The following is a 20867-nucleotide window of genomic DNA, read 5'->3' as shown; positions in this document are numbered from 1 at the left end:
ATTAGTCGTCCTTGCTTTTCGATTGTTGATTAGATGGCTTTGAATCTTCCGCTTTCACGGAGTTTTGCGAATCCAAAATCGCTGTCGCGTCTTCGTCACTTCCAGCTTCCACTTGAGCTTTCAGTGCATCAAGATCCTCTTCCGCTTCATGACCTGCAATCATGCGGTCAATCTTGCCTGTCGCGACTTGATAAGCAATCTGGGCAAATCGGAATGTAAGAAGCGCCATACCAATCGGTAGTGCCATGTAAGGAATGAATCGAGGCAGCTTTTCGTAGCGCTCGCCTTCGTTAAGCCAATCCGCTAAGAACTGCAGCATCTCTGGCATTGGAATATCGTCGGTTTCGTACCACGCGCGATCGGTCGCGAATGGGTACCAGTAGTTCCAAGAACCAATCAAAAGCAAGATAGAGAACGCAAGACAACAAGTGACAGCAACCAAGGCATACACTTTTCTCAGTTTCTCGGGTGCTAGGTTGATAACCACATCAACCCCGATGTGAAAGTGCTTTTTAACGCCGTAAGAAGCGCCAACTAACACCATCCACGCAAACATGAATACGGTGAGTTCCAATGCCCATAAAATGTTGTCGTTGAACGCATATCGAAATACCACGTTCGCAAAAGTTAATAGGGTCATTGCACCCAGAAAGAAGGCTATTAAAGACTCTTCAATTAAATCGGTGACTCTTCCGACTTTGGAAAATAAAGACTGTTCCATTTGAGACTGTTCCATAAAATGCTCCGCTTATAATTGTTTTAATAAAGGGCGGCGGTAGGGAGCCGCCACCCAATAGCGGTATTACTGGTTAGAAGCCAGTGCAGCTTCGATTAGATCAGAGCCGATGTCTTTCTCAAACTTCTTCCATACTGGTTGAAGCGCTGTTACCCAAGCTTGACGCTGTTCAGGTGTCAGAGTACGAACCTCACCACCCGCTTCGATGATGTTATTTTTGTTCGCTAGGTTAACTTTTGAAGACTCAGCGTTACGTGTCTCAGATACTTCCTTAACAATTGTGTTTAGCTGTTCACGTACGTCTTTAGGTAGGCCTTTCCAGAAGTCGTTTGACGTTACCACTAGGTAATCAAGAATACCGTGGTTGGTTTCTGTTACGCCGTCTTGTACTTCGAAGAATTTCTTACCGTAGATGTTAGACCAAGTGTTCTCTTGACCGTCGATAACTTTAGTTTGCAGGCCGCCGTATACTTCTTTGAACGACATCTTCTGTGGGTTAGCACCTAACTGCTCAAACTGTGCAACCAGTACATCAGACGCTTGTACACGGAACTTCAAACCTTCTGCATCTGCAGGGCTGATAAGAGGCTTGTTCGCAGACATCTGCTTCATGCCGTTATGCCAGAACGCTAGACCTTGAAGGCCACGACGCTTCATTGCATTCTTCAGCTTTTCACCAGATTCTGAGTTTTGGAAACGGTCAACAGCGTCAACATCTTCAAATAGGAACGGAAGGTCAAAAATGCGGTATTTCTTAGTGAATTTTTCAAATTTAGACAGCGAAGGCGCCGCCATTTGAACATCACCGTTTAACAGGGCTTCCAGTACCTTGTTGTCATCGTATAGCGTTGAGTTAGGGAAAACTTGCATACAAGCTTTACCGTTCATTTCCGTGTTTACTCGCTCTTCTAGTAGAGAAGCAGCAATGCCTTTCGGGTGCTTATCGGTATTTGTTACATGGCTGAATTTGATAACAATTTCACCAGGGTCACAGTTCGCAGCAGCATTGAAACTTGTGAGCGCAAGTGCAGATACAGATAGCAGGGTAAGAGGCTTAAACATTATTATTCTCCTTAGTAAACAAAGCAGCCCATCAATGGGAACTGCATGTCATCACTAAGGCAATTAGCGCGCCAACTAGCTACAATTATTTAACAACCCTTTAACCACAAGGCTTCGCGGATAATTAGACGAACCCGAGAAAAAACAGACGCATAAGTAATGGGTGGAAAATGACACATCGAATATTTGTAAATGGGTGGAAAGCCACCGAGGTGCTCGATGTTTGTGTCGCGACTATTGGGGTTAGAAAATAGAAAAGCAGCCTCTAATTAGGACTGCTTTTATTTAACCTGAGATGCTAAATCGATTAGAAATCAATTCGTCTTTCAGTCTGTGCATCAAAGAATACCGCTTTAGACAGGTCAAAATGCAGCGGTGCCATCTGCCCTACCGACACTTCAAATTCCGGTGATAAGCGACACGCCACTTCTTGGTCATTTACCTTCACCATCGCAATCGTATCTGGCCCTGTCGGTTCTAACACTTCCAACTGCAAGTCCAGTTTAGTGGTTGCCGATAGGTCATCACCTTGCTGCTCAGTAATGTGCTCTGGGCGCAGGCCAATCACCACTTCTTTGCCATCTTGTTCTCGCATGCTTTTCGGCAGACGAATGTGGTGCTCTTGATCCGCCGTACCAATAACCTTGATGATCGGGTTCTGTTCCTCATCGAGATCCACCATAGTCTTGATGAAGTTCATCGATGGCGACCCCATAAAGCCTGCCACAAACATGTTGCTTGGCTTAGTGTAGATCTCTTGTGGTGTGCCTAACTGCTGCAATTCGCCATCTTTCATTACTGCAATACGGTCAGCCAGCGTCATTGCCTCGATTTGGTCATGGGTTACATACACAATCGTGGTATTAAGCTTTTGATGGAGGCGCTTAATCTGATGGCGCATTTCCACACGCAATTTAGCATCCAAGTTAGAAAGCGGCTCATCGAACAAGTACAGCTTAGGACGACGCGCCAGTGCACGCCCCATAGCGACACGTTGACGCTGACCACCCGATAGCTGTGATGGCTTGCGGTCCAGCAATTGCTCGATTTGCAGCATTTCAGCGACTCGATTCACTTCAGCATCGATCTCGTTCTGCGGCATCTTGCGTATCTTCAAGCCGAAGGCGATATTGCCGCGAACCGTCATGTTTGGGTATAGCGCATAAGATTGAAACACCATCGCGATGTCGCGGTCTTTAGGTTCAACCTGAGCCACGTCGACACCATCAATCACTATCTCACCTGAACTAATGTTTTCTAGCCCAGCAATGGTGTTCATTAGGGTGGATTTTCCACACCCCGAAGGGCCGACAAGTATCAAGAACTCCCCCGAATCGATACTAATGTCGATGCCCTTTAACGTTTCGTTGTCCGCGTTGCGATAAGTTTTACGGATCTGTTTTAAATCTAATGTTGCCATGGGTAATTATCCTTTTACTGATCCTGCCGTTAGGCCACGAACAAAGTATTTTCCTGCGAAGACATAAACCAACAATGTTGGCAGTGCGGCGATGATCGCTGCAGCCATATCGACGTTGTACTCTTTAACGCCCGTACTGGTGTTGACTAAGTTGTTTAGTGCTACGGTGATAGGCTGTGTCTCTGAGCCTGAATACACCACCCCGAATAAGAAATCGTTCCAGATAGCGGTAAACTGCCAGATCACGGTCACCATGATGATCGGTGTTGAGATCGGTAATAAGATCTTAAAGAAGATGGTAAAGAAGCCCGCACCATCCAGTTTTGCCGCTTTGATCAACTCATCAGGAATCGAGATGTAGAAGTTACGGAAAAACAGAGTCGTAAACGCCATACCGTAGATAACGTGCACAATGACCAAACCCACGGTGGTGTTTGCTAAACCCATCTTGCCCAGTACGGTCGCCATAGGTAACAGCACCACTTGGAATGGAATGAAGCAGCCGAACAACAGCAAACTAAAGAACAGGTTTGAACCACGGAACTGCCACTTAGTGACCACGTAGCCATTGAATGCGCCGAGTAGGGTTGAGATAGCCACCGCAGGAATCACCATTTGGAACGAGTTCCAGAAATAGCCTTTTACCCCTTCACACTTCACGCCAGTACAAGCGCTGTCCCACGCTTTATACCAAGCATCGAACACCCACTCTTTGGGTACACTCATCAAGTTACCTGCCTTGATGTCTGGCAAGGTTTTGAATGAGGTCAGTACCATTACGAACAGCGGCATTAGGTAAACCAAGCAGAAGAAAAGCAGCGCCGAATAGATAAACATTCGAGCAAAGTTGATGTTGTTCATCATGACTTTTTCTCCCTAAGCTCAGAGTAAAGATAAGGCACAAGAATCGCTAGAATACCGGCTAGCATCATCATGGCACTGGCAGCACCAAGGCCGATTTGTCCGCGTGTAAATGAGTGTGCATACATGAATAGCGCTGGAAGATCCGATGAATAACCCGGGCCACCTGCCGTCATTGCTGTCACAAGGTCGAAACTCTTAATCGCAATGTGTGAAGTAATGATCACTGCGCTGAAAACCACAGGTCGCAAGCAAGGTAAAATGATTTTGAGATAAATTGTGGGTAAGCTCGCACCGTCAATTTGCGCCGCTTTAATGATCGAAGAATCGATACCACGCAGGCCAGCTAAGAACATCGCCATCACAAAGCCTGACGACTGCCAAAGCGCGGCAATCACTAAGGTATAAACCGCCATTTCAGAGTCGACCAACCAATCGAATTTAAAGTCGGTAAAGCCCCAATCTTGCATCAGCTTTTCAATACCTAGACCTGGATTCAGAATCCATTTCCACGCCGTACCCGTCACGATGAATGACAGCGCCATTGGATAGAGATAGATGGTACGAATTGCACCTTCTTGTCGGATGTTCTGGTCAAGCAGAATAGCTAAACCAGCACCCAATACGATGGCAATCACCATGAATAGGATCCCAAACACACCGAGGTTAGTGATTGAGGTGATCCAGCGATCGTTCTCCATCAGCTTTTCATATTGAGCGAAGCCAACAAAATTGAAGCTAGGTAGAAATCGAGAGTTAGTAAACGACAGCGCTGCCGTCCAGAATATATAGCCGTAGATACATACCACGGTGACCAACGCGGTCGGTGCCAGCACAATCTTAGGTAACCAATGCTGTAACCTGTCAGCAAAACTGGGCTTTGGTGCAGGCTGGCTCCTTGTCGGTTTTGGAGTCGACTCAGTCAAAACATGCTCCATAACTTTTCCTTGTTGCACAATTGAGCCAATGGCTTACCTCTCGGCACCACATCAGCATCACGCATATCAGAATTGAGGTGAAGAGCGGATAGGCTCCCTACGAACCTACCCACCCTGGGGGTTAGGGATAAGCAACATACTCAGTAACTCGTGTTCTGTTCATGTTGCTTATCAGACTAGGTTAGATAGCCGCTTTTACTGCTTTCGCTAACTTAGTTGCTGCCTCTTTAGGATCGGCATCTTTTTCGTTGAAGAAGTTAGTCACAACGTCATAGATAGCGCCTTGGGCATAGCTTGTTGTAGATAGGCCGTGAGCCATACTCGGTACAAGGTCACCAGATTCCGCACTCGCTTTGAAGGTTGCCATTGAGTCCAACGCACATTGGTCGAACTTAGACATATCCATATCAAGACGCACTGGGATAGAACCTTTGTTTAGGTTGAAGACCTCTTGGAAGTCTTTAGTAAGAATGGTTTTCGCCAGATCTTGTTGCGCTTTTTGATTCTCTTTATCGCCTAGCTCGAAGAAAGCAAAGCTATCGATATTGAAGGTAAATTGGCCGTCAGTGCCCGGAGCTGGCGCACAGATGTAGTCTTTGCCAGGCACTTTACCTGCCGCGGTAAACTCACCCTTCGCCCAGTCACCCATGATTTGCATTGCCGCTTCACCATTGATAACCATCGAAGTTGCTACGTTCCAGTCACGACCTGGAGAGTTACTGTCGATGTAGTCACGCATCTTTTTAAACTTGGTGAACACTTCCACCATTTTATCGCCAGATAGTACGTCCATATCTAGATCAACGAACGCTTTGTTGTAATCTTCACTGCCAAGTACATCAAGTGCTACGGCCTCGAAGACTGTCGCGTCTTGCCAAGGTTGACCGCCGTGCGCTAGAGGGATGAAACCTGCAGCTTTGATCTTATCTGCTGCGACAAAGAACTCATCTAAGGTAGTTGGAACCGTCACACCTGATTTTTCGAGTACTTCTGGGTTTGCCCAAAGCCAGTTAACACGGTGAACGTTCACAGGAACGGCTACGTACTCGTCGTCCCATTTCATTACTTTGGTAACAACAGCAGGAAGTAAGTCATCCCACTTTTCTTGTTTCGCGGTTGCATCGAGAGACGTTAGAAAACCTAAACCACCCCACTCTTGGATATCATGACCTTTGATCTGCGCGGCAGATGGTGGATTGCCAGATACTGCTCGTGTTTTTAAAACGGTCATCGCACTTTCACCGCCACCACCAGCAACAGCGAAATCTTTCCAAGTATGACCTTGTTCTTCAATCATCTCTTTAAGTACTGCAGCGGATTTAGCTTCACCACCAGCAGTCCACCAGTGAAGCACTTCCACTTCACCAGCTTGAGAAAATGTTGAGGCAGCAAGAAGAGATAGAGTAAGTAGGGTTTTATTGATTTTCATTATAATCTTCCATGTTTAGCGGACTCGACGCCCGGTTCAATAAAGAGTCTACTTATTCTGATTTATAAGATTGAAACAAAAGGTAAGCCCAATGTAACACAATTGTTACATTACACTTCTAGGCCGCGTGGGATATAGACTTTGGCTTCTAAGCCGCCTTGAGGGGAGTTGCGAATAATGAGATCTCCGCCATGTCCGTGCAGGATATTGCGGCAGATCCCAAGCCCTAAACCGTGTCCTTGATCGTCGGTAGCAAGCCTAAAGTAGGGTTCAAATACCAACTCAAGTTTGTCTTCTGGGATTCCTTTGCCGCAGTCCTGAATCGTCACGATTACCCACACAGAGTCGCTATTGATATCGACCTTAGCGGATGTTCCGTATTTCACCGCATTGTCGATAAGGTTAGTCAAAACACGTTTAATCGCTAACGGCTTAGCGACTAACGGCTCAACCACAATGGGCTCAAACTCTACTAAGGTTTGATGCTGGTTATGCGATTCAATAACCGAAGCAACCATGTCATTAAGGTCGATAATGGCGTTGTTTTCGTGAAGATCTGTATCTCTTACTGCTTGTAGAGCACCTTTAACCATCATCTCTAGCTCATCCAGATCCTTGTTGAACTTCCCTTTCTTAACTTCGCTTTCCAACAGCTCAGCTCTTAGCCTAAGCCGAGTAATCGGTGTCTTTAAATCATGAGAGATAGCAGAGAAGAGATGTTCTCTATCGGCCACATAACGACGAATACGCTGCTGCATGCGATTAAACGCCCGGGTTGCCGTGACCAATTCAGTCGCCCCCTCCTCGTTAAGTGGCGGCTGCTGAATATCCATGCTCATCTCGTTAGCTGCCCTTGCGAGCTTTTTAAGCGGGCGCACTTGGCGGCGAATCATTAGGTAAGTCAACACCAGTAGAATCAACGTTGATGAGAGCAGGAAGATCACCTGCTCACGACCAAGAATAGTGTCATCCAGTTTGACGTAGGGAGCTGGCAACAGTGCTGCAATATACACCCACTCATGGCTGGCTAACTCAATCTGAACAACCAGAATCGGAGGATTAAGCGGCTCTAAGGTTAAGGTATGATGGGCCCACGATCGCGGGAGATCGCTCAAGTAGATGTCATTTTTAAGCAAGCGAAGATGCTCTGGGCTAGAGAAATCGACGCGCACCGACTCCACCTTATTGAGCTTACTACTCAAGACACTCTCTATCGCTTCTATCGATGCAGTTTTTAAACGAGTATCGGGGATTGGTTCAACAATCAATGCCTCTTTATTGAAAGAGACGAAGAATCGCGTCCCGCCCATGTTACGGATTTGGTCTAACACAATGTGGCGGTATTTGACTGGCAAAGACTGAAAAAAGGTCACTGTTGAAGCAAACATGTTAGCCATGCTCGATGAGGCAGATCGAATACCTTCTAACTCTTTCTGTTTGGATTCGCTATACCAAATAGAGGTTGCAATGCCTTGTGCGATGACGACGGCTAATAAGGTCAAAAGCAAGGTTCGAGCAACCAAGGAGTTTGGCTTTAAACTTTTCAACCACTTCATACGGACTTCTTAATCAGTGCTCATAATGCACAGGTACAGCCAATATATAGCCGTTACCACGCATGGTTTTGATGTAGTGTGGGTATTTAGCGCTATCACCTAGTCGGCTTCGCAAACGACTTAACTGCACATCAATGCCGCGCTCGAAAGGCAGCGCTTCACGTCCTCTGGTCGCAAAAGAGATGGTGTCTCGGTCTAGCACTTCATTGGGGCGCGTTAGGAACAGCATTAACAGTGAAAAATCACTGCCCGACAAATCCATCTCTTCAGCGCTTTCGTTGTGTGAGATTCGGTGTGCAAGAGTATCGAGCGTCCAATCACCAAAGATGATCTGTTTAGGCAATGCATCACTTGGCTTGTCATCAACCACTTGAACACGGCGTAACAAAGCTTTTATGCGAGCCATTAATTGGCGCGGACTAAATGGTTTGGCAATGTAGTCATCTGCACCAATTTCTAAGCCAATGATCTGGTCGGTTTCATCCGACACCGCAGTAAGCATTATGATAGGCACATTGGAATTTTTACGAACGCGCTGACACAAGGTGAAACCATCATCCCCAGGCAGCATTACATCAAGAAGAATCAGATCAGGGTAACCTTGACTCTGAAGGTGAATGTCTAGTTCAGCCCCGTCTCCAACCGAAGAGACATCGAAGCCCGATTTTGAGAGGTACTCTTCCAGCAACTCGCGGATTTCTTGATCATCATCCACCACGAGAATTCGAGTATTTGTTGGCATCGCCCAAACCTATAAAATTTACAACTTATTCACATAGTCTATAGGCAGGTCGAGTTTTTGATTATTGATATGTCTGTAAAATTAGAACAATGAACAGATAGAGATCACAACTAGATAACCTCTATCTGCATTTCTAGTGATGGACTGCACTAAGACGAACAGCTGATCTCCATCTCCTTGCCCCACTCAGGAGGCAGGGCAGCCAAATATTCATAGTCAGGATGTTCGGCATATGGATCGGCGAGCACTACCATTAATGCATCAACCACACTGCTATCGCCCTCTTCCGCTTTATCAATTGCCAGTTGAGCCAGGTAGTTACGCAGTACATATTTCGGATTGATTGCACGCATCTTTTGACAGCGCTGTTCCGTAGTTTCCTGTTCCAGTTCACAGCGCGTAAGGTAACTATCAACCCAAAGTTTGGCTGCTTCGCGGTCGATGACTAGATCAATCACCTCTTGCTCAGATTGCGTATCGAGATCCGATAGCGTTCTGAAGAATCGAGGATAATCGACGCGGTTTTGCGACATCAGCTCGAACATAGACTCGAACAGGCGACTGTCTCCTTCTTGTTTTGATAGCAGCCCGAGCTTTCTGCGCATCAGCTGACTAAAGTAGCCATTCATTTGAGGTTCGTACATCTCAAGCGCACCTTCTAAATCAGCTCGCTCAATCAGAGGAGATAGCGCATGCGCTAGTGCAGACAAGTTCCACATACCAATACGAGGCTGTTGATTGAATGCGTAGCGACCTTGATAGTCCGAATGATTACAAATAAGGCGAGAATTATACTCATCCATAAATGCGAACGGGCCGTAATCAAACGTCTGGCCAATGATCGACATGTTGTCGGTATTCATGACACCGTGGGCAAAACCATTCGCCTGCCATAAAGCAATCATCTCCGCAGTGCGGTCAACGATCTGATTGAACATCGCCGCGTAAGGCTTTTCTTCGCTTAGGCATTCTGGGAAGTGCCACTCAATCACCTTATCAGCCAATAGCTTTTGCTCTGCAAGTTGATTGGTGTAAAACAGATATTCAAAATGGCCAAAGCGAATATGAGATTCAGATACACGCAATAGCAGCGCACCTTTCTCCTGCTTTTCACGGTACACTGGCGTGTCACTGATCATCATGGCGAGTGCACGTGTGGTTGGAATATTCAGACCAGCCATCGCTTCACTGCAAAGATACTCACGAACTGTCGAGCGGATAACCGCACGTCCATCCCCCATACGTGAATAGGGTGTTTTACCGGCGCCTTTAAGGTGTAAATCGAACGTTTCACCACTTTTAGCGACAACTTGAGATAAGAGTAACCCTCTTCCATCGCCAAGATCTGGGTTGTAAGCGCCAAATTGATGACCTGCATACTTCATCGCAATAGGGTCAAAGTTTTCGTTGTCGACTAAACCGGACAGTGAATTCAAGAGATCTGCATCGAGGCTCTGAGTTCCGTCCACAGAAGGAAAACCAAGTTCCGTTGCCAAAATGTTGTTCCACGCAAGCCAGCGAGAGTTCAATAACGGCGTTGGATCAACACGAGAGTAAAAGGTTTGCGGCAGTTCGACGAATCGATTGTTAAAAGAGAGATGGTCCCAAATAGACATAACGACACACTTTGATCAAATAGTAATGTCAGATTATCACAGTTTGGTAACAACTTCTGGAAAGGTTGAGTGGCTAACTACTGGGTCTTGGCGGTTTGATTGCTAAGGTAGAAAGCCACGTTTAATGTTTAGATAAGATTGAGCGATAAGATCGTGAAAAAGAGTTATTCATAACAATTTTCGAGTTGCGTAAACCTAATTAGATTAGAGCTAAAATAGCGACTAGAGAAACCGATGCGAAAAGCCAAGTACGACCGATAACGCCAAAATGAGAGTGTTGAATCATTTCTTGATGCTGCATGAATGCGCTCCTTAACTATATATACCGTGTATATACAATATATCGACAAGCAGCCGAAATCGGCAAGCACATTAATATTAACTTTTTATTACAGCATCAAGAAATTTACGTAACAATTGAGATTTCTTATGCTTTAAGCACGCGTTGTAGTCGATAAAAGCGCTCCAGCACCAATAAATACACCACCAGTCACTCGATTAAACATCTTGGCTCGGCCCTTCGCAAACAACCAGTTAGATGATTTAGCTCCAAGATAGGCATACATAAGTAACCAAGATAGCTCCATCACAGCGAAGGTCGTCGCAAATACGACAAACTGAGGAAACAATGCTGCTGTTGGGTCAATAAACTGCGGGAAAAGAGCGGTAAAGAACAAGATAGCTTTAGGGTTACTCGCTCCTACAATAAAACCGCTTAGGTAATGTTGTAGGTAAGTGCCTTTGTTTTGCTTACTGCCTTCCTCTCCTTGTTCATCAAGCTGATAACTCTGTTGATTTGAGCGCAGTGACTTCCAACCTAGATAGATAAGATAGGCAGCACCCGTCCATTTGATGATGTTAAACACTACCTCAGATGAAGCGATGATGACGCCAAGCCCAGTAAAAGACAGGGTTAAGATTGAGGTAATCGCCGTTAAGCTACCAAGGGCGGTAAAAACTGAAAGCCTAAAACCTGATTGCACCGCCTTCGTCATACACAACAAAGAACTTGGTCCTGGTGATGCTGTTAGCACCAATACGGCAAGAAAGTAATAAACCCAAATATCAAAACTCATCGTGAATCCTCCGTAACTCACTAGAATATATAAAAATTGCTATCCAATATGAATCAGATGTGCAACTTGATCAACTTCACCACGTTGCTTTCTCTATCGCTGAACGGGACTTACCTTCGCGAAAACCTTCGCCATACGGTGTAATCATCCACCCTAAAGACAAATAACAAAGTCTTTATTCAAAGATAGGGATAAACCAAGCATGACTCGCCAAAAACAAAAAAGCCGCACTGTTCAGCGCGGCTTTAGATTCGTAGTTCTGCTAATTAGTCTTTGTAGATAGAGAACTCATCAGCGTGCTCAAGCATCTGAGCGCGTGTGATCATGAATACGCCGTGACCACCATTTTCGAACTCAATCCAAGTGAATGGAATGTGTGGGTACTGTTCCATCATGTGAACCATCGAGTTGCCCACTTCACAGATAAGGATACCTTCGTCTGTTAGGTAATCTGGTGCGTTAGCTAGAATGCGACGAACCAACTTCAGGCCGTCAGTACCTGCAGCTAGGCCTAGCTCAGGCTCATGAGTGAACTCATCTGGCAGGCTGTTCATATCTTCTTCATCCACGTATGGTGGATTCGATACGATCAGGTTGTACTTCTCTTTTGGCAGATCGCGGAACAGATCCGAACGGATTGGGAACACTTGCTGCTCCATACCGTGGTCTTGAACGTTCTGCTCAGCCACTTGCAGCGCGTCAGTTGAGATATCAATCGCATCCACTTCAGCTTCAGGGAATGCGTGTGCACAAGCGATAGCAATACAGCCACTGCCAGTACATAGATCCATGATGCGAGTCGGCTCTTCAGTCAACCACGGCTGGAATTGCGCTTCGATCAGCTCACCGATTGGAGAACGCGGCACTAGTACACGCTCATCAACGAAGAACTCAAGGCCACAGAACCACGCTTTGTTGGTTAGGTAAGCAGTAGGTGTGCGCTCATTGATTCGTTTAATAACGCGCTCAACGATACGTAGACGCTCACTGCTAGTTAGACGAGAGTTCAATACGTGCGAAGGAACGTCAATCGGCAGATAAAGGGTTGGTAAAATAAGTTGTACCGCCTCATCCCACGCATTATCTGTGCCGTGACCATAAAATAGGCCCGCTGCATTAAAGCGGCTAACAGTCCAACGAATCACATCTTGAAGCGTGTGTAGTTCTGATACCGCTTCTTCTACAAAAATCTTATCCAAAATCATCTCCGAAAAGCGCTACAATACTGCTAATTACGTTTCAATTTAGAACTTATAACCTGATGAGCAAAAAAGACACCGATCTCGATGACGATTTCGCCCTGTTCAGTGAAGCAGTAAAGGGCGTTAAAAAGTTGCAACAGGATACCATAATCCAGCAGCCAAAAAGAAATACCAAACAAAAAGAAATTACGCGAACAGCCAGACAAGCCAGTGACAGCGAGTTTTATTTTTCGGACGAGTTCATCCCTCATCTAAGTGAAGATGGCCCAACTCGTTACGCGCGTGATGATGTGTCTAAGTACGAAGTCAAAAGGCTGCGTCGTGGCGTCTATGTGCCGGATGTCTATCTCGATATGCACGGCATGACTCAACAAGAAGCCAAGCGTGAATTAGGCGCCATGATTGCTCACTGTGTTAAAGAGGGCGTTTCTTGTGCTTCTGTGCAGCACGGTATTGGCAAGCACATTCTAAAAGAGAAAGTGCCGTTGTGGCTTGCGCAGCATCCGGATGTGCTTGCGTTCCATCAAGCTCCATTAGAGTTCGGCGGTAACGGTGCACTGTTAGTTCTGCTCTCTATCCCTGAGAAGTAACACCTTTAATTGCAATCAGCGTTAATCCGCAAGGATGCATAGCTACACTCATTCAGTTACAAAGAAAAAGGCACATCCGACGATGTGCCTTTTCGTTATTCGACTTTTGGCGAATAGCTTAGTTTGGAGATAACCGATTAAGGATTAATATTCCAAGCTAGCTCACCTTTTTTGGTCTCTAAATCAAAATCGATACAGACCAATCCCGACGTTGGGAACATAGGTGGCGTCATACCAGTGGCAAACTCTGCCGTTAAATACCCGACCAATGGCAAGTGCGACACAAACAACACACTCTCTAGGTTCTCAACCTCAGCCATCGCAATGGTGTAATCAAAAACTTGGTCGGACACACCATAAGGGGTGATGTCTTCGCTCGTTTCTACCTTATTGCCAGAAAACACTTCAGAGATCTCTAACCAAGTCTCCTGCGCTCTCAAGTATGGGCTAACCAATACTTTATCAAAATGAGTTACGCCTTGTTCTGCGGCAGCTTGGGCTACTGCAAGCGATAACTTCTTACCACGCTTTGTGAGCGCACGCTCTGCATCTGTGTTTGCAAAATGCTCTGCTTCACCGTGACGCATAATGAATACTTTCATGTTCTATCCTGTCTATGTAGCCGTTAAAAGCTTAGCAATCAATCGACCGCCTGAACGCTACTTAGGGGTGACTCTAAAGTTATAGAAACTTTGTTCGTTGTAAATAATTATACCAAGTCACTTGCCAAAGAGTTCGACTTTCTTAACAATCTTATTAAAAGAAAATAAATCACTGATAAAAATCGATAAAATCGATTTCAAAAGCAACAAAAAGCTCTTCATATCCCAAAATAGGATTACAAGGTTTGCACCGATTTACATCGGGTACATAATTTAAACACTACCTTCTCTGGAGACACGCGTGTGCATCTAAGCCCAAACGACGAACACCAATACCGCTACTTAACGCTTAATAATGGCTTAAGAGTGTTGCTTGTTCATGACCAGCACGCTCAAAAAGCCGCCGCTGCATTAGCGGTCAATGTCGGGCATTTTGATGACCCAAGTGATCGAGAAGGTTTAGCTCATTACCTAGAGCATATGCTTTTTTTGGGAACTGAAAAGTATCCAAAGGTCGGAGAGTTCCAGAGTTTTATTAGCCAACATGGTGGCAGCAATAATGCTTGGACTGGCACAGAACATACCTGTTTCTTTTTCGATGTCGAGTTAGATGCGTTTGAAAATGCGCTCGACCGCTTCAGCCAGTTTTTCACGGCTCCGTTATTCAATGAAGAAGCGCTAGACAAAGAACGCCAAGCAGTTGATTCTGAATACAAAATGAAGCTCAACGACGACTCGCGACGCCTCTATCAAGTAACCAAAGAGTTGGTCAACCCTGAGCACCCTTTCGCCAAGTTTTCTGTCGGTAACATTGAAACGCTCGGCGATAGAAACGGGCAAACAATTCGCCAAGAGATCCTGGACTTCCACCAGCAACAATATTCCGCCGATTTAATGACGCTAACCTTGTCGGGCAATCAACCTCTCGACCAAATGCAGAGCTGGGTTGAGCAAAGATTCAGCGGCATTGTTAATCATCAGCGACAAGGGAAGAAAGTCAACGTTTCGATTGTTGGTCCAGAAAGCACTGGCGTTCAGGTGTTTGTAGAACCGATTAAAGAGATTCGCAAACTGATACTGACTTTCCCGATGCCAAGCATGGATGAACATTACAGCATTAAGCCTCTCTCCTTCTTTGCACATTTATTGGGCTATGAAGGTGAAGGCAGCCTGATGATGCAGTTGAAAGAGAAAGGCTGGATCACTTCGCTTTCTGCTGGCGGTGGAGCCAGTGGCAGTAATTACCGTGATTTCACGGTGAGCTGCTCTCTCTCTGTAGAAGGCTTAACGAAAGTTGATGAGATCACCCAAGCGGTATTTCAATACATTAAGCTGATTGAAAAAGAAGGCATGCAAGAGTGGCGATATCTTGAAAAGCGTGCTGTTCTCGAGTCTGCATTCCGCTTCCAAGAGCCTGCTCGTCCAATGGATGTCGTTAGTCACCTTGTGATGAACATGCAGCACTATCCAGAGCATGACGTGGTCTACGGTGACTACAAAATGGAATGTTACGATGAAGCATTGCAGCTCTCTTTACTCCAGCATTTCACCGTCGATAACATGCGTTCAACGCTGATTGCTCAAGGACTTGAGTATGATCGCCAAGCGAAATGGTACTTCACGCCTTACTCAGTGCGACCTTTCGCTAAAGAGCAAAAGCAATCTTTCCAATGCATTAACCCTGGGTGGGAGTTTGAATTACCGGGTAAAAACCCATTCATCTGTTACGACCTAGACCCGGCTGAGCTTGAAGAGAAAAAAACTCATCCGACTCTTCTACAAGAACTGGACGGGTTTAAATTGTGGCACCTACAAGACACAGAGTTTCGAGTGCCAAAAGGCGTGGTGTACGTCGCGATCGATAGCCCTCACTCAGTGGCAAGTCCTAGGAACATTGTTAAGACGCGATTGTGCGTCGAAATGTTCTTAGATTCACTCGAAAAAGAGACATATCAAGCTGAAATTGCCGGAATGGGATACAACATGTATACCCATCAAGGCGGCGTGACACTGACGATTTCGGGCTTTAGCCGTAAGCAACCACAGCTTCTAAATATGATTCTGGAGCGCTTTGCTTCTCGCCAGTTCAGCCCTGCTCGCTTTGACACGATTAAGAGCCAACTGCTTAGAAGTTGGAGCAATGCGTCGCAAGATCGCCCTATCTCGCAGCTATTTAATGCAATGACGGGGTTACTACAACCCAACAACCCACCCTACTCGGTGTTAATTGAAGCGCTAGAAACCATTGAAGTTGATGAACTTTCTTCATTTGTCCAAGCAATTTTAGCTGAGCTACATGTCGAGATGTTTGTTTACGGTGATTGGCGTAAAGACGATGCCTTGCAGATGGCGGAATCACTGAAAGATGCTTTGAGAGTCAAAGACCAAGCATACGAAGAGTCATTGCGACCACTGGTTATGCTTGGAGAAAATGGTAGCTTCCAGCGTGAAGTGGTGTGTAACCAAGATGATTCCGCAATTGTGGTTTACTACCAATGTCCTGACATTTCACCACAGAGTATCGCACTCTACTCTTTGGCTAACCATTTGATGTCGGCAACCTTCTTCCACGAGATTCGCACTAAGCAGCAGCTCGGTTATATGGTGGGAACTGGCAACATGCCGCTCAATCGCCACCCGGGTATCGTGCTGTATGTACAGTCACCCAATGCCGCCCCTGTTGACCTGATTTCATCCATCGACGAGTTTCTTAATGCGTTCTACATGGTGCTGTTAGAACTCAATGACTATCAATGGCACAGCAGTAAGCGTGGGCTTTGGAATCAAATATCGACACCTGACACAACGTTGCGTGGTCGTGCTCAGCGCCTTTGGGTTGCGATTGGTAACAAAGACACCGACTTCAACCAGCGTGAACGCGTGTTGGAAGAGCTAAAAGAACTATCACGTAGCGACATGATTCGCTTCGTGGTCAACCAGCTCAAGCCACGCACCGCTAACCGCTTGGTTATGCATGCACAAGGCAATGCCCATCAAGAAGAACCATCGCTCTCAATGGGCGTCGAGATTGGTTCTATTGAAGAGTTCCAGCTGCGCCCGAAAGATACTGAGCTCGGTTAAATAATTACTCTGTATGACTCAAAGGTTGATGTTAGCGCATCAACCTTTTTTGATCTGCCTAGCGCTAAAAGAGATCTTCTACCACGCTCCTTCGTCGCTTTTGGAGATGACGTCATTTTTTCACGAACTTTTGCCGTCACTCACGAGAAGGAGGAACGATTGAGTCGGGAATCTGCTTACTGTGCACACCAAACAAAAAAGCCCGCATCGTCAATGGATGCGGGCTTTGTCATGAATTTATACCACTCTACTTATAGAACGGCTCATCCAGACCAGCGCGAGTCAGTAGGCCATCACACGGTGCGAAACGATCGCCGTACTTCACGGCAAAGTCGTTCATCATCTCAACCAGCGACTTCACGCCAATTTGATCCATGTAACGGAACGGACCACCTAGGAATGGAGGGAAACCGATACCGAAGATAGCACCGATATCACCATCACGTGGGCTGCGAATAATGCCTTCATCTAGACAGCGCACCGCTTCATTTAGCATTGGCAGCACACAGCGCATCGCGATGTCGTTATCACTCAACTTAGGATCTGGCTGAAGCTTCAGAAGTTTGTAGACTGACTTGTCGACTTCTTTCTTCTTACCTTTGTAAGTGTAGAAACCTTTGCCACTCTTGCGCCCTTTACGGTTGTCGTTCAATAGAACATCGAACACATCAGGACCTTGGAAGCGGTCACCCAACTCATTCACAAGGATCGGCATGATTTTCGCGCCGATATCTACGCCCACTTCGTCTAGTAGAGTGATTGGCCCTACTGGGAAGCCGAAATCAAGCAGAGCACTGTCGAGTTTTTCGATAGGCTCATTCGCCAGCAGAAGGTGCGCAGCTTCGTTCATGTATGGAGCTAGGATACGGTTTACGTAGAAGCCCGCTTTATCTTTCACAACGATAGGCGTTTTACCTTGCTTCTTCGCTAGAGCAACTACTGTTGAGATAGTCTGATCTGACGTTCCTTCATGAGGAATAACCTCAACCAATGGCATTTTTTCTGCAGGGCTGAAGTAGTGAAGACCGACAACATTCTCTGGACGCTCTGCTTTTTCTGCAATCTTATGGATTGGTAGAGACGAAGTGTTAGTGGCAAAAATCGTTTCTGGCTTCGCATTTTCTTCGATATCCGCGACCATTTTTTGCTTAAGATCCAGATCTTCGAATACCGCCTCGATCACCACATCAATATGGTTGAAGCTAGTAAAATCGATGCCACCTGATAGCTGTAGCATTTTGCTTTCTAAACCAGCACGGCTCAGAATGCGGCGTTTCTTCTGTTTGTTGAACAGCTTGTAGTTGTAATTCAAAGCGTTCAGAACACCATCGTTCGAAACATCTTTAATACGGACTGGCACCTTAGCTTTAGCAACACTTACGTGACTGATACCAGCACCCATTAGGCCGCCACCTAAGACACCCACGCGGTTAACGCGATTTGGCTCAGCGTCGGCACCATACTCCTTCTTCATCTCTGTTGTTGCGAAGAAAATTGAGCGTAGGGCTTTTGATTCGTCACTCATTACTAGCTCAGAGAAACGCTGCGCTTCATATTTCAAACCTTTATCAAAACCGTTCTCTAAACCATTACGAATCACGTCAAGAATCGCGTCAGCTGCTGGGTAATTACCACGTGTTTTTTGATTCGTTTTCTTGGCTGCTTGCTCGAAAATAACCTTACGACCCAGGCCGTTTCGAGAAATCAGTTTCTCTTTCGTCGAAGCTTGGCTCTTCGACGCAAGGCGTTTGCCCTTCTTACTACCTGAATTCTTCTCAACTAAGTCTTTCGCAACTTTAAGTAGGATAGTTTCAGGCACACAGGCATCAACAACGCCTAGCTTCTTCGCCTTTTTCGCACGTAACTGCTTACCCGTTAAGATAAGGTCCAGCGATGGCAATAAGCCGATTAGGCGAGGCAAACGCTGAGTACCGCCAGAGCCTGGCAATAGGCCTAATTGCACTTCTGGTAGACCTAAACGGGTTTTGTCTGAATCAGTACAAACTCGGTAGTCACACGCTAGCGCAAGCTCTAGGCCACCACCTAAACAAGGGCCGTGAATCGCTGCCACTACCGGATATGGTAAGTCAGACAGTTCTTGGAACATCTCCTGACCTTGTCTTGCTAATGACTCAGCTTCACTGGCGCTGGTGCACGCGTCTAGCATTCGAACGTCGGCGCCAGCAATGAAATTGTCAGGTTTTAAGGAATGAACAATCAGGCCTTTAACGCTGCTCTGCTTCTCTTTGAGCTGTTCAAAGATACTCTTCATCTCTTCAGCAAAAGCGGCCTGTAGCGTGTTCATTTTTTCATTAGGAACATCAATCGCCAACCAAGCGATGTTTTGGTCATCAATACTCAGCGAGAACGCCTTATCTGTTGACGCTGGAGTTGATTCATTATTGATAGCGACTTCGTTTTCTGTGTTCACTTCAGCATTATTAGACATTACTCTACCTCCAAGATCATTGCTGCACCAAGACCACCAGCGGCACACGCTGTATTCAACGCTAAACCACCACCACGACGTTTCAGCTCACGCAGAGTCTGCGTCATCATACGGGCACCGGTTGCTGCAAATGGGTGACCATAAGCGATGGAACCACCAAGAACGTTGAACTTGTCCATATCGATTTCACCAATCGCTTTACCTCGACCAAGGTTTTGCTGAGCAAATTCATCACTTGCAAACATTTTCACGTTCGCCAAAGCTTGTGCTGCGAAGGCTTCGTGCATATCGATAAGCGTAAGGTCAGACAGCTCCAAGCCTGTATTCTCTAGCACTTTTGAGGTCGCATAAGTTGGGCCCATTAGCATGTCGGTTTCAACACCGATTGCTGAGAAAGCAAAACCACGAATGTAGCCCATCACTTCTAAGCCAAGCTCTTTCGCCTTACCTTCACGCATTAACATAACTGCTGCTGCACCGTCGGTCAGTGGTGTCGCGTTTGCTGCCGTTACACTGCCGTATTTACGGTCAAAGGCTGGACGCAACTTCGCGTAGCCCTCTAGCGTCGATTCATGGCGAATGTTGTTATCTTCTGAGATGTACTTCTTATAAGGTGCTGGGAAAGCTGTCATCACTTCATCTTGAATCTTGCCGTCTTTCCAAGCTTGAGAAGCAAGAGAGTGTGAACGGTGTGCTAGCGCATCTTGTTCTTCACGCGTAATACCGTGCGTTTTTGCCATCTGTTCAGCCGTTTGTCCCATAGACAGGCCGGTAGAATACTCAGCAACCGCTGGCGGAACTGGCATGAGATCTTTCACTGATAGGCTTTTGAGTATTTTTAGTTTTTGGCCTAGCGTTTTGGTTTTGCTCAGAGCAAGAAGGTTAGCCGCAAGTTTCTTCGACACACCAATCGGCAGAACAGATGACGAATCTGCACCACCCGCAATACCCACATCAATCGTTCCAGCCATGATACTTTCTGCAACGTTAGCCGCTGCTTGAAAGCTTGTAGCACAGGCACGAGTCACACTGTAAGCATCAGTGTGAATGTTCATTCCTGTACCCAACACAATTTCACGTGCGATGTTTGGCGCTTCTGGCATTTGAACCACTTGGCCAAATACCACCTGCTCGATAAGTGCAGGGTCAATATCTGTTCTCGCAAGCATTTCGCTCACGACCATTTTTCCTAGATCTACCGCAGGCACTTGACTAAATTCTGTACTTTGGCGAGCGAATGGGGTTCGTAATCCAGCGACAACGGCAACACGCTCTCCCGAACGAGTTTTGACTTCCTGTTTGCCCATGGTTTCTCCTTAAGTTTGAGAGGTCTGACCTGACGCATTGTAAAGAAGTTGTTAATTTAATCAAACAGCCGTTTAAATAAACGTGACACGGGTAGAAAGCGCTCAGTGATAAGAAGTGTGATATTGAATCGAACCTTTCGGATTATTAAGGCTCAAATAAACGCTAAACTAAAAGCAGGAACAATCATTTGCAACGCATA

At 46.1% G+C, this 20867-nt stretch carries 16 protein-coding genes; 2 read left to right on the top strand and 14 right to left on the bottom strand.

The features are described 5' to 3' along the window. Window position 1 precedes the first annotated feature (1 nt). From FIV04_RS04395 to prmB, 11 genes are all read right to left on the bottom strand, one after another. Window positions 2-736, bottom strand: coding sequence for a TRAP transporter small permease (locus tag FIV04_RS04395; RefSeq protein WP_150895459.1), 735 nt, complete (start codon window positions 734-736; stop codon window positions 2-4). A gap of 66 nt (window positions 737-802) precedes the next feature. Next, window positions 803-1798 (bottom strand): TRAP transporter substrate-binding protein, encoded by a 996-nt coding sequence (locus FIV04_RS04390; RefSeq protein ID WP_150895462.1) that lies wholly within the window; start codon window positions 1796-1798, stop codon window positions 803-805. Between the two features lie 307 nt (window positions 1799-2105). After that, complete coding sequence (locus FIV04_RS04385) at window positions 2106-3218, bottom strand: ABC transporter ATP-binding protein (protein ID WP_152468355.1); 1113 nt, start codon at window positions 3216-3218, stop codon at window positions 2106-2108. A 6-nt stretch (window positions 3219-3224) separates the two neighbouring features. Further along, window positions 3225-4082 (bottom strand): carbohydrate ABC transporter permease, encoded by an 858-nt coding sequence (locus FIV04_RS04380; protein WP_152468354.1) that lies wholly within the window; start codon window positions 4080-4082, stop codon window positions 3225-3227. Beyond that, window positions 4079-5017 carry a carbohydrate ABC transporter permease gene (locus FIV04_RS04375; protein ID WP_152468353.1) on the bottom strand — a complete coding sequence of 313 codons (939 nt, stop codon included), beginning with the start codon at window positions 5015-5017 and terminating at the stop codon, window positions 4079-4081. The genes FIV04_RS04380 and FIV04_RS04375 overlap by 4 nt, the downstream gene beginning before the upstream one ends. Before the next feature lie 181 nt (window positions 5018-5198). Beyond that, complete coding sequence (locus FIV04_RS04370) at window positions 5199-6446, bottom strand: ABC transporter substrate-binding protein (protein ID WP_152468352.1); 1248 nt, start codon at window positions 6444-6446, stop codon at window positions 5199-5201. A 110-nt stretch (window positions 6447-6556) separates the two neighbouring features. After that, window positions 6557-8002, bottom strand: a complete 1446-nt coding sequence (locus FIV04_RS04365) for an ATP-binding protein (RefSeq protein WP_152468351.1) — start codon at window positions 8000-8002, stop codon at window positions 6557-6559. A 13-nt stretch (window positions 8003-8015) separates the two neighbouring features. Further along, window positions 8016-8744 (bottom strand): response regulator, encoded by a 729-nt coding sequence (locus FIV04_RS04360; RefSeq protein ID WP_150895468.1) that lies wholly within the window; start codon window positions 8742-8744, stop codon window positions 8016-8018. 149 nt (window positions 8745-8893) lie between these two features. Continuing rightward, a complete protein-coding gene (locus tag FIV04_RS04355) occupies window positions 8894-10360 on the bottom strand; it encodes a protein adenylyltransferase SelO (protein WP_152468350.1) in 1467 nt (488 codons plus the stop codon). A 434-nt stretch (window positions 10361-10794) separates the two neighbouring features. Continuing rightward, the gene (locus FIV04_RS04350) at window positions 10795-11436 is read right to left on the bottom strand and encodes a LysE family translocator (RefSeq protein ID WP_032549620.1); all 642 of its coding nucleotides are present in this window, start codon (window positions 11434-11436) and stop codon (window positions 10795-10797) included. A 266-nt stretch (window positions 11437-11702) separates the two neighbouring features. After that, window positions 11703-12635: a 50S ribosomal protein L3 N(5)-glutamine methyltransferase gene (gene prmB, locus FIV04_RS04345; RefSeq protein ID WP_150895473.1), complete on the bottom strand. Its 933-nt coding sequence runs from the start codon at window positions 12633-12635 to the stop codon at window positions 11703-11705. A gap of 62 nt (window positions 12636-12697) precedes the next feature. On the opposite strand from prmB, the gene smrB reads away from it, so the two are divergent. Further along, complete coding sequence (smrB, locus tag FIV04_RS04340) at window positions 12698-13228, top strand: endonuclease SmrB (protein WP_032549621.1); 531 nt, start codon at window positions 12698-12700, stop codon at window positions 13226-13228. A 137-nt stretch (window positions 13229-13365) separates the two neighbouring features. Here the strand turns inward: smrB and sixA are convergent, their stop codons facing one another. Next, window positions 13366-13830, bottom strand: coding sequence for a phosphohistidine phosphatase SixA (gene sixA / locus FIV04_RS04335; RefSeq protein ID WP_150895475.1), 465 nt, complete (start codon window positions 13828-13830; stop codon window positions 13366-13368). Between the two features lie 303 nt (window positions 13831-14133). Between sixA and FIV04_RS04330 the strand changes: the two genes are divergently transcribed. Then, window positions 14134-16911 carry an insulinase family protein gene (locus FIV04_RS04330; protein WP_152468349.1) on the top strand — a complete coding sequence of 926 codons (2778 nt, stop codon included), beginning with the start codon at window positions 14134-14136 and terminating at the stop codon, window positions 16909-16911. A 247-nt stretch (window positions 16912-17158) separates the two neighbouring features. Here FIV04_RS04330 and fadJ read toward each other — a convergent pair whose 3' ends face one another. Together fadJ and fadI are read right to left on the bottom strand one after the other, a co-directional pair. Continuing rightward, on the bottom strand, window positions 17159-19360 hold the full coding sequence (gene fadJ, locus FIV04_RS04325; RefSeq protein WP_253895372.1) for a fatty acid oxidation complex subunit alpha FadJ: 2202 nt from the start codon (window positions 19358-19360) through the stop codon (window positions 17159-17161). Continuing rightward, entirely contained in the window at window positions 19360-20667 is a 1308-nt protein-coding gene (gene fadI, locus FIV04_RS04320) for an acetyl-CoA C-acyltransferase FadI (RefSeq protein ID WP_032549624.1), read from the bottom strand. Before fadI ends, fadJ begins: the two co-directional genes overlap by 1 nt. Window positions 20668-20867 lie beyond the last annotated feature (200 nt).

Origin of the sequence: Vibrio sp. THAF190c, assembly GCF_009363355.1 — a bacterium.
In the GTDB taxonomy this organism is placed as follows: Bacteria; Pseudomonadota; Gammaproteobacteria; order Enterobacterales; family Vibrionaceae; genus Vibrio; species Vibrio fortis_A.
Note: the sequence above shows the minus strand (reverse complement) of the source record. Positions and strands in the feature narration are given on the sequence as shown.

Bases quoted from the DNA above. Each gene is read 5' to 3' on its own strand.
- FIV04_RS04355 (WP_152468350.1), bottom strand. From the start codon at position 10,360: ATGTCTATTTGGGACCATCTCTCTTTTAACAATCGATTCGTCGAACTG.
- fadJ (WP_253895372.1), bottom strand. From the start codon at position 19,360: ATGTCTAATAATGCTGAAGTGAACACAGAAAACGAAGTCGCTATCAAT.
- FIV04_RS04380 (WP_152468354.1), bottom strand. From the start codon at position 4,082: ATGATGAACAACATCAACTTTGCTCGAATGTTTATCTATTCGGCGCTG.
- FIV04_RS04350 (WP_032549620.1), bottom strand. From the start codon at position 11,436: ATGAGTTTTGATATTTGGGTTTATTACTTTCTTGCCGTATTGGTGCTA.
- FIV04_RS04360 (WP_150895468.1), bottom strand. From the start codon at position 8,744: ATGCCAACAAATACTCGAATTCTCGTGGTGGATGATGATCAAGAAATC.
- FIV04_RS04365 (WP_152468351.1), bottom strand. From the start codon at position 8,002: ATGAAGTGGTTGAAAAGTTTAAAGCCAAACTCCTTGGTTGCTCGAACC.
- FIV04_RS04390 (WP_150895462.1), bottom strand. From the start codon at position 1,798: ATGTTTAAGCCTCTTACCCTGCTATCTGTATCTGCACTTGCGCTCACA.
- FIV04_RS04370 (WP_152468352.1), bottom strand. From the start codon at position 6,446: ATGAAAATCAATAAAACCCTACTTACTCTATCTCTTCTTGCTGCCTCA.
- FIV04_RS04375 (WP_152468353.1), bottom strand. From the start codon at position 5,017: ATGGAGCATGTTTTGACTGAGTCGACTCCAAAACCGACAAGGAGCCAG.
- sixA (WP_150895475.1), bottom strand. From the start codon at position 13,830: ATGAAAGTATTCATTATGCGTCACGGTGAAGCAGAGCATTTTGCAAAC.
- FIV04_RS04395 (WP_150895459.1), bottom strand. From the start codon at position 736: ATGGAACAGTCTCAAATGGAACAGTCTTTATTTTCCAAAGTCGGAAGA.
- smrB (WP_032549621.1), top strand. From the start codon at position 12,698: ATGAGCAAAAAAGACACCGATCTCGATGACGATTTCGCCCTGTTCAGT.
- FIV04_RS04385 (WP_152468355.1), bottom strand. From the start codon at position 3,218: ATGGCAACATTAGATTTAAAACAGATCCGTAAAACTTATCGCAACGCG.
- fadI (WP_032549624.1), bottom strand. From the start codon at position 20,667: ATGGGCAAACAGGAAGTCAAAACTCGTTCGGGAGAGCGTGTTGCCGTT.